Here is a 16,515-nt window from a genome sequence, read left to right as displayed (position 1 = left end):
ACAATTATTTTTACGTATAATGACTTACTGCCATTTTCAGCGAATATATGGTATGATAAGAAAGGTATAAAACGCGGTGCCGAAAAGACGATAGGAGGTATATGTCATTGAGTGTTCATATCGAGGCAAAACAAGGGGAAATTGCTGATAAAATTTTGCTTCCAGGAGATCCGCTGCGTGCGCAATATATCGCGGAAACGTTTTTAGAAGGGGCGACATGCTACAACCGTGTGCGCGGCATGCTTGGGTTTACCGGTACATATAAAGGACATCGTATTTCCGTGCAAGGGACGGGAATGGGGGTTCCTTCTATCTCGATTTATGTCAACGAGCTGATTCAAAGCTATGATGTGCAAACATTAATCCGCGTCGGAACGTGCGGGGCGATTCAAAAAGACGTGCACGTTCGCGATGTCATTTTAGCGATGAGCGCGTCCACGGATTCCAATATGAACCGCTTGATTTTCCGCGGACGTGATTATGCGCCGACGGCGAACTTTGAATTGCTGCGCACGGCGTATGAAGTTGGTGTCGAAAAAGGGCTTGCCTTAAAGGTGGGCAATGTGTTTACCGCGGATATGTTTTATAATGACGAGCCGAATTGGGAGACTTGGGCGCGCTACGGTGTGCTGGCGGTCGAAATGGAATCGGCGGCATTATACACGTTAGCGGCTAAATTCGGCCGTAAAGCGCTCTCTGTATTAACGGTCAGTGACCATATTTTAACAGGGGAAGAAACGACAGCACAGGAACGGCAAACGACATTTAATGAAATGATTGAAGTGGCGCTAGAAACAGCGATTCGCACCGAAGCATAATCGGCAGGCGCCGCTTTGGCCCGCGAGCCGCATCTTCTTCATCGTTCGGCGTCCTGGCTGGGTGGAGCGGTTTCATGGTTGTCAACAGCCGATTGTTGCGATTTCTTTACAAAAAGTGCAAAACGATACTGGACGGAAGAAAAGGTGAAATGATGAAACAGCTATGTCGAGCAATAATCGTTTTATCGCTTGTTTTTTTTAGCGGGTGCAGCCAGCTGAACGGCGCGTCCAACGGACAGGAAAAAAATTTGCCGAAGTCAGGCGAAAATGATACAGCTCATCCGAAAACGGTGGAAAAAGCGGAAAACATAAAAGTACCGAAGACGAACGAAAAAAAAGAGGCGTCGAAAACGGAGAAATCAACCGATTCGGAACTATGGCTGGAATCGAAATATTGGAATATTGTCCAAGTACGTAACGGCGTGAAAGTCATTATGAACCCAGACAATATACTGGCGCTCGTCAATAAGGAACAATCGCTTCCCGCGACGTATAAGCCGAATGATTTAGTCGTGCCGCGCGTACCGTTTGCCTTTGCGGAAAAAAATGTGGAGAAGCGGTATATGCGGGCAGAAGCGGCTGCCGCATTGGAGGCGTTATTTGCCGCAGCCCGCAAAGAGGGAATCCAGCTGGTAGCTGCGTCCGGTTATCGCTCCTATGAACGGCAAGAAGCTATCTTTATGGAAGAAGTCAAAGAAAAGGGAAGAGAAGAAGCTATTCACGCCGTTGCGTTGCCGGGGCAAAGCGAGCATCAAACTGGTTTGGCAGTGGATATTACAAGCCCGTCGGTCCATAATGCCTTGACCACGGCGTTTGGAGAAACAAAGGAAGGAAAATGGGTGGCTGAACATGCCCATGAATATGGCTTTATTATTCGCTATCCAAAAGGAAAAGAAGCGGTGACCGGATATGAGTACGAACCGTGGCACCTTCGTTATGTGGGCAAAAAAGCGGCGAAAGTCATATTTGAAAGAAAAATAACGCTCGAAGAATATTTTAAAATAGTGAAGAAAATATAAAAGATGTAAAAAAGTGGATTGCTTCTATAGGAGTAATCCACTTTTTTACATAATTGATTACCAAAACAAACCGATTAAGGCAATGGCGGCAATGGCAGCGAGGGCGATTCTTCTATGGCCCCATCCCCAACCCCATCCCCAGCCGACGAAGGCATAGCCAAATCCACCGAGATTTCGTCGTGGACCAACAGGTGTGATATAGACGTGAGTTGGTGTGACACGAGTAATCCGCCCAACATGGATATTTCCAAATCTATCATGAATACGAACGACTTGACCGTGGTAGCGGCGGCAAACATGGTACCAATGCGGTGACATTTGTCCCCCTCCTTTGTGAGTGATACACTACAGTGTACGTGAGGGGAGATGGACACGTCTGTATAAATGACTATTTTTGGCAAGAAAATACACAATAACCTAGCTGATTGCCGTATTGTTTCGTGATTTGCTGGTGGGTTTCGAGCATTTTTAACATTGACATTGGCATATTTGCCGTAATGAGGAATTGAGTTTGCGCGGCATCGGGCTGTCTAGCTGATAAGTACGTTATGTCAATGTGTCGAAAGTGGTTTTTCTGCAACTCCTTTTCCCACTCCTCCTTGGTAAGCAAATGACGAAAACCGTAAAACGATGCGATTTTTTGCTTTTCCTCATCAGATAATTGCGAATGGCATGCTTCAATAGCGACAAGCATCCCACCTTGCTTTAGCACGCGGTAAATTTCCCCTAATGCTTGAGGAAGAGAAACAAACGCCAAAACGGATTCGCATAATGCAATATCAAACTGCTCGTCAGCAAACGGAAGGGTTTCAACGGAAGCGGGATGGAGGCGGACAGGACACGTTAAGGTGGAAAAGCGTTCTCTCGCCTTTTCGATCATAATCGGATGAATATCAATCGCCGTTACGTCCGCGCCGTATTGGTCGGCGATATAGGCGGTGGTTTCCCCTGTTCCGCAGCCAACATCGAGAATACAAGTATGGCGGTCGATATTTAGTTTACGTAATATATCTTTTGTTAACTGAAATCCACCGGGATGGGCGCTGTCGACTCCCATCTCCGCTAACATATCGAGATAAGTGGTCAATCTGTATTCTCCTTTCTAATGTATGATTGGTTTATCATACGCAACTTTACAGCTGTTTGCCTTTATTCAAAAAAGTTATCCAAACGAGAAAAAATTTGCTTTTTCCTATACTCATGACGGCGGTCAATTTTCTTGCTGTAGACTTACACGCTTTTTTGTTGGTACACTGATAAATGCAGAAAGAACAACTAGGTTGGTGAAGTATGTGGAAAGAAAAGGGAAGGCAGAAGCGGGGGCTTTCATTAGCATTGTCGCTTACATAGCTTTAGCCGTCAGCAAACTGTCTGTCGGTTATATCGCCCATTCTGACGGGGTAAAAGCGGATGGCTGGAATAATTTTAGCGACGTCATTGCATCCATTGCCGTTTATATTGGAATGAAAATTGCGAAAAAACCGCGCGACCACAACCATCCATACGGCCATTCGCGGGCGGAAAACATTTCTTCCTTAATTGCGGCGTTCATGATGATGTCGATTGGCATTGATGTCATGACGGAAGGAGTGTTGGCGCTTTTTCGGCCGGAAAAAGAAGAAAACGCGCCAGATTTGCTCGCTTCCTTCGTTGCGGTTGCCTCTGCTTTTGTTATGTTATCTATTTATTCGTTTAATATCCGGCTAGCGAAGCGAACCAATAGCCTGGCGCTTGCCGCGGTGGCCAAGGACAATTTATCCGATGCGCTTGTCAGCATTGGAACGGTCGTCGGCATTGCAGGCGCGCAAATTAAGCTTCTTTGGCTTGACCCGCTTGTTGCTGTTTTGATCGGAGGAGTGATTTGCAAAACAGCCTGGGAAGTATTTATGGAAACATCCCATACATTAACCGATGGATTTGACGAACAACGGCTGACGGCATATAAACGGGAAATCGCCGCTATTAGTGGAGTGAAAGACGTTGCCGATATAAAAGCGAGAATGTTAGGAAACGACATTGTTCTTGAAGTAACGATCCATGTCGATCCGCATTTAACTGTTGCCAAAAGCCACGAAATTGCCGATGAAGTGGAACGTTTAATGAAAAATCGCTATAATATTGAGGCGACCCATGTTCATATCGAACCAGAGAAGATCCCTTAACCGCCTTTTTCCCAAGCGGTTAAGGTTTTTTTATGAGGAAAATGCGAACACTATATCATACAAACTTTATAAAAGGAAAGGAAATGGACGATGGAATACCATCATACAGAGACACCGGAAGTAGATGGGCTCTATCGCCGCCATGCTCCTATTGGGAGCGAGACGTGCTGGCTGCATTTTACGGCGGCTTCGAAAGTGGATTTAGAGAGGTTATTAGACGCGCTTTCTGTTCATCCATTAGCAAAACGGCGGCTATTGTTCGGAACGGATATTCCCATGGCAGACGAATATGAGCGAAGTTTATTTCTCTCGCTGTTTGTCATTCGCCCTGAGTTGCGGACGGCAAAAATTTACTTGCTTGCGACAGAACGGTATGTCATTAGTTATATGGAAGAAGATGATCCGCTGGTAGAAAACGTGAAGGAACGGCTGCTTTACCATCGTGAACATGCATTGCATCCTGGATATGTACTGTACTATTTTTTAGATATTACTGCTATTCGCTTTTTGCAAGTGATTGATGATATTGCCGACTGTATTCAAGCGTTGGAAAGTCAAGTGTTTAAAACACCGTTTGCCAATGAAATCGGGCGTAATATTTACCGATGGAAAATTCGCATCCATGAGTTGCGCCAAGTGGCGGAAGCCCAAGAAGAGACGGTGAAAACGATCCAGCATGCAACGCTTCCATATATCAATGCCGAAACGAACCCGTATATGCAAGATGTCGCCGGCCGTTTTTCCCGCGTTACGGCGGCGTTGGATGCGTTTAAAGAGTCGTTGTCTGGCATTTTCGATTTGCAGCTTTCATTAAAATCCGATCATATGAACGTCATTATGAAAACATTAACGTTAGTGAGCGTGATTTTTATGCCAATGACGTTTATCGCTGGGGTGTACGGCATGAATTTTGCGGTAATGCCGGAACTAAAATGGAAATACGGCTATGGTTTTGCGCTTTTATTAATGGCGACAACGGCTGTTCTGATTGCGCTTTATTTCAAGAAAAAAGGCTGGTGGGGGGAAAACGGCACAAAAGAAAAGTAAAGACGGGCAAGCGTTTCTGCCCATCTTTTTTTCGTAAAATTGGGCGATGGCCCGCCCGTGGGATTGGGCGGCTGCATATAATGGCGGTGAACAGACGAAGGAGGTGCCCGCCATGAGCGGCATATTCGACAGTGGTTTTACGGTTATTGTCGTACTGTTTATTTTGTTAATTATTGTTAGTTGTGCATGTGTCATTCATTATTGAGAAAAGGGGGAGAGGACCATGTGGGGCTATGACGGATGCATGCCTTACTATGGCTACGGATACGGAGGACATCGCTATGGCTACGGCTTTTCCTTTGCATTAATCGTCGTGCTGTTTATTTTGCTGATCATCGTGCTAGCGGCAATTAGATAATGGAAAAACGCCTGCTCGTTACAGGCGTTTTTTCTTGGAAAGAAACAGAAATGGGGTTATAATGAAACGGAAGCAATAAAAGTAAAAGGAGATAAAGCAAGTGAACCAGTCACACGAAGAAAAAATCGGGATCATCTATACGGCGTTTTCGTATTTGTTATGGGGCATACTGCCTCTGTATTGGAAACTGTTAGAAACGCGTCCGGCGCTGGAAATATTAGCGCACCGCATCACTTGGTCGTTTTTGTTTATGATTGGACTGCTGTCGGCTACCCGGCAGCTGAAAACGTGGCGACATCAGCTGTTCGCCATTTGCAGGCAGCCAAAGTTAATGGGGGGAATCGGCGCAGCTGCCATTTTAATTAGCGCAAACTGGTTTATATACATATGGGCCGTCAATCACGGCCATATTGTCGAAACGAGTTTAGGCTATTATATTAACCCGCTCGTGAGCGTTGTGCTGGGAATGATCGTGTTAAAAGAGCGGCTTAACGTATGGCAGTGGATTTCTTTTGCGCTCGCCTGCCTCGGAGTCTGTATCATGACCTTTCAATACGGAACATTCCCGTGGATTGCGCTGTCGCTTGCCTTTTCATTCGGATTTTACGGACTGGTAAAAAAATTGGCAAGCTTTGATTCTGCCATTGGTTTGACGCTCGAGACGATGGCGGTGACACCATTTTCCTTCATTTATCTTCTCGTTTTGTATAGCCACGTTCCTTCTTTGTTATCATCGATGACGGTTTGGCAGGGGTTATTGCTGCTTGGGGCCGGTCCGGCCACCGCCGTCCCGCTTCTATATTTTGCCAAAGGGGCTAAATTAATTTCCATGACCATGCTAGGGTTTTTGCAATACATTGCCCCGACGATCAGCTTGCTGCTTGGCGTGTTTTTGTTTCATGAGGCGTTTACGAAAACGCACATGTATGCGTTTAGCTGCATTTGGGGGGCGCTTATCCTTTTTTCTTTCGCTAAAACAAAACGAATGCAATGGCTGCGTGACAAATGGATGAAACGGAATTCACTCGAAGTGTAAAAACGGATTGGAGGAGCCAGTCCGTTTTTTTTTTGTTTTCCTAAAGACTCGGCAAATACCCATTTTTATGAAAACATCTAACCATTTACCCGTTAGTTGAATAGTCTACTAGTACAAAAGTGAAGGAGGTGCTTTCAAGTGGGTGCAGCTTACGGTGGCGGATTTGCGTTAGTCGTTGTCTTGTTCATCTTGTTAATTATTGTCGGATGTGCGTGTATTGGTGGCTGGATGTACTAAGAACCAGTGATTTTGCACAAGGGAGGTGAAGAATGATGCCATTTGGTTTATACGGCTTTGGCGGCGGCCCTTGGGGCGGCTGCGGCTGGGGCGGTGGCTTTGGCTACGGCGGCTTCGGCTATGGCCGTGGTTCTAGTTTCGTGCTGATCGTTGTCTTGTTCATCTTGCTCATCATTGTCGGAGCAACATGGTGCTAATGGCTAACTAGTAGCATCGACAAATGGGAAGAGGCTGAGTAAAGCTTCTTCCCAATATTTTTAGATAGCAAGGAAGTTATATACATGCATCTTTTGCCATTTTCGCTGAAGAAATTGCAGTGAAAGGAGAAGTAAAGGAGGAGTTCGTTCGTCATCTCTCCCGCTTCGGTTATTTTCAACAGATGGACGAAGGGGATATACATACGGAAAATTTGGAGGAACGGGAATTGGAAAAAGGGAAAATCGACCGCGGAATATGGGAATATACGAAAAAGCAGCGTTAAAGAAAGAAGGCTGACAGCTTGAAATGCATGTCAGCCTTGTTCATTTCTATATCCGTAGCGGCGCTGGATAGAAAGAAGGCGGAAAAAGAGAAATATGGCGCCAGCAGCCAGCCCTGAAATCAGCCCGATCCAGTAGCCAAACGCTCCTAGAGAAGTAAAGTTGGCAAGCGTGTAACCGAGCGGAAGCCCAATGCCCCAGTAGGCGACGAAGGCGGCCCAAAACGTGGCATTAACATCTTTGTAGCCCCGAAGCGCTCCTTGGATGGGAGCGGCGACCGCATCGGAAAACTGAAAGAAAATCGCATACAATAAAAACTGTGCCGTCAGCGCCAAAACATCAGGTTCATTCGTATAAATACGGGCGATATCGGCGCGGAAAAAATAAAGCAAAAGCGATGTTGCGGCAGCTGTCGCTACCGCCATGCCGATGCCAAGATAGCTGTATTGCTTTGCATCTTGATAGCGATTCGCCCCGACTTCAAAGCCGACGGCAATGGTCAAAGCGGTCGAAATGCTGAGCGGGATCATATATAGAAACGAAGCAAAATTCATGGCGCTTTGATGGGCAGCGATCGTTGTCGTGCTAAATTCGCTCATCAGCAACGTAACGGCGGCGAAAATGCTCGTTTCAAAAAAAATCGCAAAACCAATCGGCACCCCAATTTTCAAAAGTTCTTTCCACGCGGTGAAAGAGAGAGGATAAAAACGCGCAAACAGTCGGTAGCGGGAAAAACGCTGAAACTTTCGGACAATAATAACGGCGATAAAAAAGCAATACCAGTAGGTAATGGCGGTCGCATAGCCGGTACCGACGCCGCCGAGCTTTGGAAATCCGTATTGGCCGTAAATAAGCAAGTAGTTGAACAAAATATTGATCGGCAGCGCCGTTAAGGTGATCAACATCGTTATTTTCGTCTGCCCAAGCGCATCGATAAAGCAGCGCAAAACATAGTAAAGAAAGAGCGGAGCGATGCCAAAGGAAAGGGCCGTTAAATAGTGGAAAGCGACGCGCTGCACCTTGCTGTCTAGGTCCATATGGTCCAAAATCGGATGCAAAAAGATGGCGCCTATGGCAATGATAAAAAGGGCGATCGCGGCTGCTAAATACATCGCTTGGATAACCGCGTGGGGAATTCGTTCATGCCGCTTTGCTCCTAGATGCTGGGAAACGATGGGAGTTAGCGCCAGCAAAATGCCGCTCATTCCGGTAAAGACCGGAACCCATAAGCTGGATCCAATCGCGACTCCTGCCAAATCTTTTGAGCTGGCATGACCAGACATGGTGACATCGGCAAAATTCATCGCATATTGGCCGACTTGGGTGATGAATACGGGAAGGAAAATATGTAGCAATTGAACGATTTTCTCTTTATACGTCATCGTTTGCTGCATCGATAACAGCCTCTTTTCTATAAAGATTGCACTGTTAATATAGAATAATAGAAAAACGGGGAAGAAACAAGAATGAAATTTTTTTCTTTTTAAGGTGATTTTTTCATTAATCATTGTTCTAAATATAAAATGTAAAAAAAGATCGTTGTTAAAAGTACAGGAAAAAAAGCTGTCCCGTTTATTATACGGACAGCTTTTTTTCGCCAATGGGAAGCTCAATAAGAAAACATGTACCTTTGTCGTCACTTTGCACTTTTATCGTCCCTTTGTGAAGTTCGATGATTTTTCGCGATAGTGAAAGCCCAAGGCCGGTGCCTGTTTCTTTTGTCGAGAAAAACGGATCAAAAATATGGTCAATCACTGACGGCGGTATGCCCGGTCCGTCATCGCAAAATTGAATTTGCACCATGTTGTTGGATCTTTTGCTAGAAATCGTGACATTCATCGTCTTTTTTATTTTTGCTTCGACTGCATTGCGGAATAAATTCAGAAACACTTGCAACAACTGATTTTTATCGCCGTTTATTTCGCATCGATCTAGCTGGTCATCTAAATCAAAATAAACATTTACATTATTTAGCAGCGCTTCACTCTGCAACAGCATTCCGACGTCTTCACGAATAAATTTGTTGATTTTAATTTTTTCCATTTTTATATCCGCCGGCTTTGCGATGCTTAAGAAATCAGTAATAATGCTGTTGGCGCGATCCAGCTCGGGAATAAGCAGGCGATCGATCAGCGAAATAATTCGATCGGGAAGATCGCTTTTCAAAAATTGCAAATAGCCGCGAACCGTTGTCAGCGGATTGCGAATTTCATGAGCAATTCCTGCGGCGATGCGGCCGGCGACGGCAAGTTTTTCGTTTTCTTTCATCATATTCAACGATTGGAACACGCTGATGACCCGTTTGATCGAGCCGTCATCATGATAAATAATGCGCGTATTAATGATGCCATAAAAGCGATCTAGTACTTCCTGGTTATAGATGGGTTCTTTTTTCTCAATGGACTGCAGCGTCACAATCAGCTCATCGGGTAGCTGCAACAATTCGCGGATATGTTTTCCAATGATCGCATCGCGGTCCACACCGGTGTCGTTGGCGGCTTGCAAGTTACAAAGCGTAATAATGCCATTGCCATCAACAAACACAATATGATGAGGAACAAGGTCAAGAATGGGCGTTAAAAATTTTTCAACTTTCTCAAAAGGTATGTCGCGATAAAAATCGATATCCCATTGAAATTCGGCCTCTTTTGCCGGCGATGCAGGGATCGGCTTTATGATCGGCGTCGATTTTCCGCAGCTTTTTTCTAATTTCATTCCTGTTTTGTAATCGGTGAAAACGAATGGAAATGGAATTTTTTTAATAAAATTTTGGTAAAATTGTATTTGCTGTTCTAATTCCGCTATGCGCTGTTTCAGGTGTTCGTACGATAAATCGTCCATCATCCCAAACTCCTTAATTAAACATCCATTAATTATTGTACAAAAATATGCTTATTTTGGCTATCATTGCAGGTACAATTTTTTCGTATTGGCGGTGATTGTTTCGCCATCTTTTCTGTCATTCCCGTGTCCGACCGCTGGAGCGCAAGTCGGTGAAAACCGCTGTCTGCCCCCGCAATTCCCGCTTTCCGCCATGTTTTTAATACTGTTATTGGCTAAGATGAAGATGGACGTCAATCACGGGCGCTCCCCTTTTTGATATCGTCTTGCAATAAACGGAGAAATTTCTGCATCTCTTCTGTGGATGGAAAAACGGCCTGTGCCTGTCGCTCGTTTCCGCCGCCTTTTCCGCTTGAGGAGGCCAGCATTTCCTTCAGCCACTTTCCGGCATGGAGCAAATGGGAAGGCGCTTTGGCGATTGCGATGCGTTGCTCTAATGTTGTAGCGAGCACCGCTGTTTTTTCATAGCGGTTGGCGATGATGCCAGCGATTGTTTGTATGTCCTTCAAGGTATATTGTTCATAAACACGCACGACGACTTGTTCTTGCTTTGCCTGTTGAGCGGCGTTTTCCGCCTCTATTGCAAATAGGATCTCCTTATATTGTTCAAGCCGTTTTTGCATCTCTTTCTTTTCCGCTTCCCATTTGCCGAGAACGTCAAGCAGCATATCCCGATTTGTTCCCAGCCGCAAAGAAGCGGCAGTCACGACGCGATGGGACAGCTGGTAGTCGGTAAGCGCGCGTTTGCCGCAAACAAACGAAAGGCGCGTCATTCCGCGATGGCGTTCCGTTCTTAGTAGCTTTATCATGCCGATTTCCCCGGTCCGCGATACATGCGTGCCGCAGCAAGCGGAAACATCAACCCCTTTTATTTCGACAACGCGGATATCTCCTTCAATCTCAGGAAGCTTGCGAAACGGAAGCTGGTGAGCTTCTTCTTTTGTTACGTAATAGGTTTCGACAGGGATATTGGCATAAATGATTTCATTGGCGCGGTTTTCGATGGACGTAAGCGCCTCTTCCGATAAAGACGGGACGTTTAAATCGATTGTTACGACTTCACTGCCCATATGAAATCCGACGGTATGCGCGTCAAACAGTTCGATGCACACGGCGGACAATAAATGCTGGCCACTATGCTGCTGGGTATGGTCGAGACGCCGCGCCATATCAATTTGGCAACGAACAGTTGATGCAGAAGGAAGGGAAGGAAGACGATGATATACTTCTTCATTTTTTTCGAACACTTCAAGCACGGGGATACCTGCGATCACTCCGTTGTCGAAAGGCTGTCCGCCGCCTTCGGGATAGAACGCCGTTTCCGCCAATGTGACAAGGTATGTATCTCCGTCTTTTTCCGCACTTGTGATCGTTGTTGTCCATTCGCTAGTCGTCGGGGAAGTGTAATACAATTTTTCCGTCAATCTGTTTCATCCTTTCCCGTATCGTTTGATTTTATATAAGCAAATTTTGAACGAATCTAGCTATTTTTGCAAGCTTCTTATTATGAACCTTTTTCGCCCACATTCTGTTTAGGGGCTTATGAAAAAAATTTTGGGAGAGGTTCTGAAAGAGTGGAAAATATTACGTAAATCGAAATATTTTAATAAAATTTAGTTGCGTATAATGAAAAAATATTTTACCATTCAATATTATACCAAAAATAATAGAAATATTTATAATTTTTATTAAACTATGTTCTAAATAAACAATTAAAAAGAGGAGAGACTTTCCCAAGACAACGTACGGTGCATCCCTCTTCATTGTTTAGAAAATGGGTGGTAAAGAACGAGCGCGCAATCGATAATCCAATGTCAAAAAGATAAGGAAGTTCGGCCATTTTTGTAACATCCAACCGGCAACTGCCGGGCCGACGATGCGCCCGAGTGAGTCAAAGGAAATTTGCAAAACCATATGCACTAGGAGGAAACATATGCGAAACGTTCTTGCATTACATCCAATCAGCTTACATATTATCATCGGCACGCTGTTTGCGAGGACAGCGTCGTTTATGACGATTCCGTTTTTGTCGATTTATTTAACCAAGGTAAAAGGAATCAGTCCTGTGGAGGCTGGGGCAATTATTGGGATTAGCTCCTTTGTTAGTTTATTTGCCGGCTTTATCGGGGGACATTTATCCGATCGGTTTGGGAGAAAGCGGGTGATGCTTGTTTCCATTTGGCTATGGGTGCTTGTGTTTATCGGTTTTGCCGTGGCTGATCATGTTGCCCTCTTTTTTCTTTGCAACGCATTTAACGGTATATGCCGTTCTTTTTTTGAACCTTCTTCGCGGGCGTTATTATCCGATTTAACCGACCAAAAGAAAAAATTGCTTGTGTTTAATCTGCGTTATGCAGCGATTAACGTCGGCGCCGCTGTCGGCCCGCTGCTCGGCTTAAAAATGGGGAGCGCTTCTTCCACTTCGGCGTTTTGGCTTACAGCTACGATTTATATGCTGTACGGGGCATCACTATTGTTTTTGTTCCGCCGCTACGGAGATTCTCGAGCCGTTTCTGCGCATCCATCGAAGGAACGCGTTACGTTGCGAAGCGCGTGCAACGTGCTCGCACATGATAAAATCTTTTTATTAGCCATGATTGGCATGATTTTAGGAACCGCAGGTTATTCACAATTTAATTCGACGATTCCGCAATACTTATCGAGCGCACCACAGTTTCAAAACGGGGTTGAGCTATTTTCATATTTAATCGTTGTTAACGCTGTTTCCGTATTAGTCATGCAGTACCCGATCTCGCGAATCGGGAAATATTTTTCTCCGATTGTATCGATTATGTCAGGAACGGTGACAGTGGGTTGCGGCTTGTTTTTGTTTGGGTTTGTCGATGAGCCCATGCTTCTTGTTGCGGCGATGGTTGTCTTTACAATGGGCGAAGTGATGATGTTTACCATGGGGGATTTATTTATTGATCAAATCGCTAAACCGAATATGAAAGGTTTATATTTTGGGGCAATGGGATTTACAGCGATTGGAAATGCATTTGGACCAACATTAGGGGGATGTTTCATTTCTTTGTTTGGTGTGTCACATGGAATCTACATTTTTGGCTTGCTGGCACTTTTAAGCGTTCTAGGATTTCCGTTTCTTTTATATGCTTTTCACTTAATGAAGGGAAAAAAACGCTATATGCAGTATAGTTTGTAGCACCGCTCATTTTTCTTATATAATGATTAGTGTGACAGCTGAAATGAAAAATAGTTAGGTGATGAAAACGATGCTAACGTTAAATGATGTGTTAGAAGCAAGAGAGAAAATGAAAGGAATTGTTCATCAAACCCCGCTCGAGCATTCGCAAACGTTTAGCAATTTATCCGGCAATAATGTGTATATGAAATTGGAAAACTTGCAAAAAACCGGTTCGTTTAAAGTGCGAGGCTCGTTTAATAAAATTATGTCGTTGACAGAAGAAGAACGAAAACGCGGGGTGATTGCCGCATCGGCAGGGAATCATGCCCAAGGGGTCGCCTACTCCAGCAGCATGATCGGCATCCCGTGCACGATCGTCATGCCGAAAGGAGCGCCGTTAAGCAAAGTAGAAGCAACAAAAGGATATGGAGCGGAAGTTATTTTATATGGCGACGTTTTTGATGAGTCGCTTGAGTATGCGTTTGAATTGCAGCGGCAGAGAGGGGCGACGTTTGTTCATCCGTTTGATGATTTAGCGGTCATGGCAGGACAAGGCACGATCGGCTTGGAAATTCTCGAGCAGCTTCCGGATGCCGATATTGTTCTATGCCCGGTTGGCGGCGGCGGTTTGCTTGCTGGTTTGGCGTTTACGTTAAAACAGCTAAAACCGTCAATCCAAGTGTATGGCGTCGAATCATCGGCCTGTCCGGGAATGACGGCGGCCCTTCGCCATAAAAAGCCGGTAACGATTACTTCCTCTGATACGATTGCCGATGGGATTGCGGTGAAGAAGCCAGGAAATATCACGTATAAATATATTGAAAAATATGTCGATGGCGTCGTTTGCGTGGAAGAAGCGGAAATTTCGCGGACAATGTTATATTTATTGGAGCGGAACAAGCTGTTAGTCGAGGGATCGGCGGCGTGCCCGCTGGCGGCGCTGTTGTATCAAAAGTTGCCGTTTGCTGGAAAAAAAGTCGTTGCCATATTAAGCGGAGGCAATGTCGATGTCACCCTTATTTCGCGCATTATTGAGCGCGGGCTCGTTGAATCCGGTCGTTTTGTCACGTTTACGACCGTCATTTCTGATAAGCCGGGCCAGCTCAATAAGCTGTTGCGGATTATCGCCGAGTTGGAAGCAAATGTCATGTCGATTCACCATCAGCGCATCGGGGCGAAAGTATTGCCGGGTCAGGCGGAAATTCATTTTTCGCTCGAAACGAAAAACGAAGAGCATATTCATCAAATTCACCAAGTGCTGTTAAAAGAAGGATACGATGTCGAGTTTTTTCGATAAAATAATCTCAGGGATGGCGTAGTCACGTCATCCCTGTTGTTTTTCAATGAACGATTGGCATATCGCGTAGTTTTGTTTGTCCGATTCCATCCTGCGCCATTTTCGCTTTTAGACTTTCGAGAATGTAAAGCCCCACCATCCCCATTAATTCCTCATCGGCCATTTCTTGAATGAGCTGCAGCAAATCGTTGCGGTCAAGCTCTTCCAAAATCGACATCGTCATCACTTCTGCATCTTCTTCATCGCCTGTGAGCCGGTTTTTATAGTACTCATATAGCTCGTCAACAAATTTCATCGTTTTTCCTCCATCCGTTTCGTTTATCATCAGTTTGCATAAAATTTATGTATATGATGATTGCCTAATTTTGGTTCAGTATAGTTATGATAGTAAAAATCTAAAAAAAGAGGGGGAGAGATGATTCGGCGTCTAACAAGCATGACCATGACCTGCTTTTTTCGTTTCTGCAAAAAGAACCATCGTTTAATTATTTATTATTTATTATCGGTGGCATCGAATCGTTTGGATATGATGCCGACTTTCAAGAAATTTGGGGAGAATTGGACGAAACAGGCAATCTAAAAGCAGTGCTGCTTCGGTATTATAAATCTTATATTCCGTATGCGCAAGGCGATTTTGATGTCGAAGGGTTTGCCACGTTGATTCAGCAAACATAAACGCCTTGGCTTTCGCGATATTGGTACATGGGCGATGTATCTCTAGAAAAAGGTGGGCTTACTTGAATTGGGAAGTAGGCCCACCTTTTATGATTATTGCCCGTCCGCTCCGTTTGGCGTGACGCGGCGAATATGCTGATCGCCTTTTTCTCTTGCCGATTTTGCTTTGTCGTTAACTAGCTGTTTTTGATCGACCGATGATGATGGAGTTTGCTTTTTATTTGCCATGTTTCTCACCTCATTGTGAAGATTTCGCACGTTGAATGAACATCTCGGCATCCTCAATTAATCCACATGTGCCGCACTGCACGCGGTAGCTTGGACCGCGATACGGAAGATGGAATGGTTCTAACGTCTCGTTTGTGTATTCTCGTTCAATTTCACCCGTTTGCGGATGGAGTTTTACCGCTTTTGGCTGCTGCTCGATTAAGTGAAAGCGTGTGCGGTTCGTTTTGCAGTTCGGACATAACATCGGTTCCAAATGAAACCACCTCCATCTTTATTTTTTGAAAAGCCGCCATGATTATGTATCAAATGGTGAAAAAACATTCTATATATCATAGAGGAATCGCATACAAATATAGCGAACTTAGTAGTTGATAAAAAAAATAATAAAGAGAGGCGAGCGAAGGTGCAAAACGCGATTACATTGACTCATCGAGGCATGACATTGCGCGGGATGGAGCATATCCCGGAAAAAGCGCTTGGTGAAAAGATCCCTGCGGTTATTTTGTTTCACGGATTTACCGGCACGAAACTAGAACCGCACCGTTTATTTTTAAAAATATCGCGCGCGCTGGAGAAGAAAGGAATTGCCAGTTTTCGCTTCGACTTTTTGGGCAGCGGGGAAAGCGACGGCGATTTTGAAGACATGACCATATCAAAAGAAATAGAGGAAGCGCATGCGATTGTCGACTTTGTCAAACGCGATGAGAGCATTGACCCATCGCGCATTTACTTGCTCGGCCTCAGCATGGGTGGACTGGTCGCCAGCGTCGTTGCCGGCGAAAGGCCGAACGATGTCGCCAAATTAATTCTTATGGCGCCGGCGGGAAACATGTACGAGCTGATTGCGGAGACGATTCGGCAAGGGAATATCGATGTGATCGCTCCGTATTTTGATCACGGAGGCAACTTAGTCGGACACGCGTTTTTGGAGGATTTACAAACGATCAACGTATTTGAGCGTGCCAAGCCGTACGACGGCCCTGTGCTGTTGATTCATGGAACGAAAGATGATGTCGTACCGTACCGCGTCAGCCATCTGTATGAGCAATTATGCTACGGCAATCGCGCCACCGTCCATTTGATTGAAGGAGCCAACCATACGTTTGACGCACATCGCTGGGAAACGGAAGTGATTAAGACGATTCTCGAGTTTGTTTCTTAAAGAGGGAAGAC

General features: G+C 45.0%; 21 protein-coding genes. 13 read left to right on the top strand and 8 right to left on the bottom strand.

All coding sequences use genetic code 11. From position 1 onward, the window contains the following. Window positions 1–107 precede the first annotated feature (107 nt). Both deoD and BDD39_RS06875 read left to right on the top strand, forming a co-directional pair. Window positions 108–818 carry a purine-nucleoside phosphorylase gene (deoD, locus tag BDD39_RS06880; RefSeq protein WP_166909278.1) on the top strand — a complete coding sequence of 237 codons (711 nt, stop codon included), beginning with the start codon at window positions 108–110 and terminating at the stop codon, window positions 816–818. A gap of 149 nt (window positions 819–967) precedes the next feature. Continuing rightward, complete coding sequence (locus BDD39_RS06875; RefSeq protein WP_380630607.1) at window positions 968–1,837, top strand: M15 family metallopeptidase; 870 nt, start codon at window positions 968–970, stop codon at window positions 1,835–1,837. A 57-nt stretch (window positions 1,838–1,894) separates the two neighbouring features. Here BDD39_RS06875 and BDD39_RS06870 read toward each other — a convergent pair whose 3' ends face one another. Continuing rightward, window positions 1,895–2,155: a hypothetical protein gene (locus BDD39_RS06870; RefSeq protein WP_166909274.1), complete on the bottom strand. Its 261-nt coding sequence runs from the start codon at window positions 2,153–2,155 to the stop codon at window positions 1,895–1,897. Between the two features lie 70 nt (window positions 2,156–2,225). After that, window positions 2,226–2,924: a class I SAM-dependent methyltransferase gene (locus tag BDD39_RS06865; RefSeq protein WP_166909272.1), complete on the bottom strand. Its 699-nt coding sequence runs from the start codon at window positions 2,922–2,924 to the stop codon at window positions 2,226–2,228. A 193-nt stretch (window positions 2,925–3,117) separates the two neighbouring features. Between BDD39_RS06865 and BDD39_RS06860 the strand changes: the two genes are divergently transcribed. The 8 genes from BDD39_RS06860 (at window position 3,118) to BDD39_RS06825 (ending at window position 7,158) form a co-directional block, all read left to right on the top strand. Then, a complete protein-coding gene (locus BDD39_RS06860) occupies window positions 3,118–3,999 on the top strand; it encodes a cation diffusion facilitator family transporter (protein ID WP_166909270.1) in 882 nt (293 codons plus the stop codon). 90 nt (window positions 4,000–4,089) lie between these two features. Continuing rightward, on the top strand, window positions 4,090–5,046 hold the full coding sequence (locus BDD39_RS06855; protein ID WP_166909268.1) for a magnesium transporter CorA family protein: 957 nt from the start codon (window positions 4,090–4,092) through the stop codon (window positions 5,044–5,046). A 112-nt stretch (window positions 5,047–5,158) separates the two neighbouring features. Continuing rightward, window positions 5,159–5,251, top strand: coding sequence for a YjcZ family sporulation protein (locus BDD39_RS06850; RefSeq protein ID WP_166909266.1), 93 nt, complete (start codon window positions 5,159–5,161; stop codon window positions 5,249–5,251). An 18-nt stretch (window positions 5,252–5,269) separates the two neighbouring features. After that, window positions 5,270–5,404, top strand: coding sequence for a YjcZ family sporulation protein (locus BDD39_RS06845; protein WP_166909264.1), 135 nt, complete (start codon window positions 5,270–5,272; stop codon window positions 5,402–5,404). Window positions 5,405–5,504: 100 nt separating this feature from the next. Next, window positions 5,505–6,440 carry an EamA family transporter RarD gene (rarD, locus tag BDD39_RS06840; protein WP_166909262.1) on the top strand — a complete coding sequence of 312 codons (936 nt, stop codon included), beginning with the start codon at window positions 5,505–5,507 and terminating at the stop codon, window positions 6,438–6,440. Between the two features lie 138 nt (window positions 6,441–6,578). Continuing rightward, complete coding sequence (locus tag BDD39_RS06835; RefSeq protein ID WP_166909260.1) at window positions 6,579–6,677, top strand: YjcZ family sporulation protein; 99 nt, start codon at window positions 6,579–6,581, stop codon at window positions 6,675–6,677. A 35-nt stretch (window positions 6,678–6,712) separates the two neighbouring features. Next, complete coding sequence (locus BDD39_RS06830; RefSeq protein ID WP_166912309.1) at window positions 6,713–6,874, top strand: YjcZ family sporulation protein; 162 nt, start codon at window positions 6,713–6,715, stop codon at window positions 6,872–6,874. A gap of 119 nt (window positions 6,875–6,993) precedes the next feature. Continuing rightward, a complete protein-coding gene (locus BDD39_RS06825) occupies window positions 6,994–7,158 on the top strand; it encodes a putative peptidoglycan binding domain-containing protein (protein WP_166909258.1) in 165 nt (54 codons plus the stop codon). A 30-nt stretch (window positions 7,159–7,188) separates the two neighbouring features. On the opposite strand, the gene BDD39_RS06820 is transcribed toward BDD39_RS06825, so the two are convergent. The 3 genes from BDD39_RS06820 to BDD39_RS06810 form a co-directional block, all read right to left on the bottom strand. Further along, window positions 7,189–8,550 carry an MATE family efflux transporter gene (locus BDD39_RS06820; RefSeq protein ID WP_166909256.1) on the bottom strand — a complete coding sequence of 454 codons (1,362 nt, stop codon included), beginning with the start codon at window positions 8,548–8,550 and terminating at the stop codon, window positions 7,189–7,191. A 181-nt stretch (window positions 8,551–8,731) separates the two neighbouring features. After that, complete coding sequence (locus tag BDD39_RS06815; RefSeq protein WP_166909254.1) at window positions 8,732–9,997, bottom strand: two-component system sensor histidine kinase NtrB; 1,266 nt, start codon at window positions 9,995–9,997, stop codon at window positions 8,732–8,734. A 233-nt stretch (window positions 9,998–10,230) separates the two neighbouring features. Continuing rightward, window positions 10,231–11,421, bottom strand: a complete 1,191-nt coding sequence (locus BDD39_RS06810) for an alanyl-tRNA editing protein (RefSeq protein WP_166909252.1) — start codon at window positions 11,419–11,421, stop codon at window positions 10,231–10,233. Window positions 11,422–11,930: 509 nt separating this feature from the next. Between BDD39_RS06810 and BDD39_RS06805 the strand changes: the two genes are divergently transcribed. Beyond that, window positions 11,931–13,160 (top strand): MDR family MFS transporter, encoded by a 1,230-nt coding sequence (locus BDD39_RS06805; RefSeq protein ID WP_166909250.1) that lies wholly within the window; start codon window positions 11,931–11,933, stop codon window positions 13,158–13,160. Between the two features lie 70 nt (window positions 13,161–13,230). Beyond that, entirely contained in the window at window positions 13,231–14,439 is a 1,209-nt protein-coding gene (gene ilvA, locus BDD39_RS06800) for a threonine ammonia-lyase (protein WP_166909248.1), read from the top strand. Window positions 14,440–14,482: 43 nt separating this feature from the next. On the opposite strand, the gene BDD39_RS06795 is transcribed toward ilvA, so the two are convergent. The 3 genes from BDD39_RS06795 to BDD39_RS06785 all read right to left on the bottom strand — a co-directional run bounded on the left by BDD39_RS06795 (window position 14,483) and on the right by BDD39_RS06785 (window position 15,595). Continuing rightward, window positions 14,483–14,734 carry a DUF6154 family protein gene (locus BDD39_RS06795; RefSeq protein WP_166909246.1) on the bottom strand — a complete coding sequence of 84 codons (252 nt, stop codon included), beginning with the start codon at window positions 14,732–14,734 and terminating at the stop codon, window positions 14,483–14,485. 473 nt (window positions 14,735–15,207) lie between these two features. Then, a complete protein-coding gene (locus BDD39_RS16570) occupies window positions 15,208–15,342 on the bottom strand; it encodes a hypothetical protein (protein WP_279587933.1) in 135 nt (44 codons plus the stop codon). A 10-nt stretch (window positions 15,343–15,352) separates the two neighbouring features. Then, window positions 15,353–15,595 (bottom strand): DNA alkylation repair protein, encoded by a 243-nt coding sequence (locus BDD39_RS06785; RefSeq protein ID WP_166909244.1) that lies wholly within the window; start codon window positions 15,593–15,595, stop codon window positions 15,353–15,355. A gap of 150 nt (window positions 15,596–15,745) precedes the next feature. On the opposite strand from BDD39_RS06785, the gene BDD39_RS06780 reads away from it, so the two are divergent. Next, window positions 15,746–16,504, top strand: a complete 759-nt coding sequence (locus BDD39_RS06780; protein ID WP_166909242.1) for an alpha/beta fold hydrolase — start codon at window positions 15,746–15,748, stop codon at window positions 16,502–16,504. Window positions 16,505–16,515 lie beyond the last annotated feature (11 nt).

The organism is Saccharococcus thermophilus, from assembly GCF_011761475.1.
GTDB lineage: Bacteria > Bacillota > Bacilli > Bacillales > Anoxybacillaceae > Saccharococcus > Saccharococcus thermophilus.
The sequence above is the reverse complement of the archived record's forward strand: the minus strand, read 5'-3'. Positions and strand labels throughout refer to the sequence as shown.

Bases quoted from the DNA above. Each gene is read 5' to 3' on its own strand.
- BDD39_RS06875 (WP_380630607.1), top strand. From the start codon at position 968: ATGATGAAACAGCTATGTCGAGCAATAATCGTTTTATCGCTTGTTTTT.
- ilvA (WP_166909248.1), top strand. From the start codon at position 13,231: ATGCTAACGTTAAATGATGTGTTAGAAGCAAGAGAGAAAATGAAAGGA.
- BDD39_RS06815 (WP_166909254.1), bottom strand. From the start codon at position 9,997: ATGGACGATTTATCGTACGAACACCTGAAACAGCGCATAGCGGAATTA.
- BDD39_RS16570 (WP_279587933.1), bottom strand. From the start codon at position 15,342: ATGGCAAATAAAAAGCAAACTCCATCATCATCGGTCGATCAAAAACAG.
- BDD39_RS06870 (WP_166909274.1), bottom strand. From the start codon at position 2,155: ATGTCACCGCATTGGTACCATGTTTGCCGCCGCTACCACGGTCAAGTC.
- BDD39_RS06850 (WP_166909266.1), top strand. From the start codon at position 5,159: ATGAGCGGCATATTCGACAGTGGTTTTACGGTTATTGTCGTACTGTTT.
- BDD39_RS06830 (WP_166912309.1), top strand. From the start codon at position 6,713: ATGCCATTTGGTTTATACGGCTTTGGCGGCGGCCCTTGGGGCGGCTGC.
- BDD39_RS06820 (WP_166909256.1), bottom strand. From the start codon at position 8,550: ATGCAGCAAACGATGACGTATAAAGAGAAAATCGTTCAATTGCTACAT.
- BDD39_RS06855 (WP_166909268.1), top strand. From the start codon at position 4,090: ATGGAATACCATCATACAGAGACACCGGAAGTAGATGGGCTCTATCGC.
- BDD39_RS06845 (WP_166909264.1), top strand. From the start codon at position 5,270: ATGTGGGGCTATGACGGATGCATGCCTTACTATGGCTACGGATACGGA.
- BDD39_RS06805 (WP_166909250.1), top strand. From the start codon at position 11,931: ATGCGAAACGTTCTTGCATTACATCCAATCAGCTTACATATTATCATC.
- BDD39_RS06795 (WP_166909246.1), bottom strand. From the start codon at position 14,734: ATGAAATTTGTTGACGAGCTATATGAGTACTATAAAAACCGGCTCACA.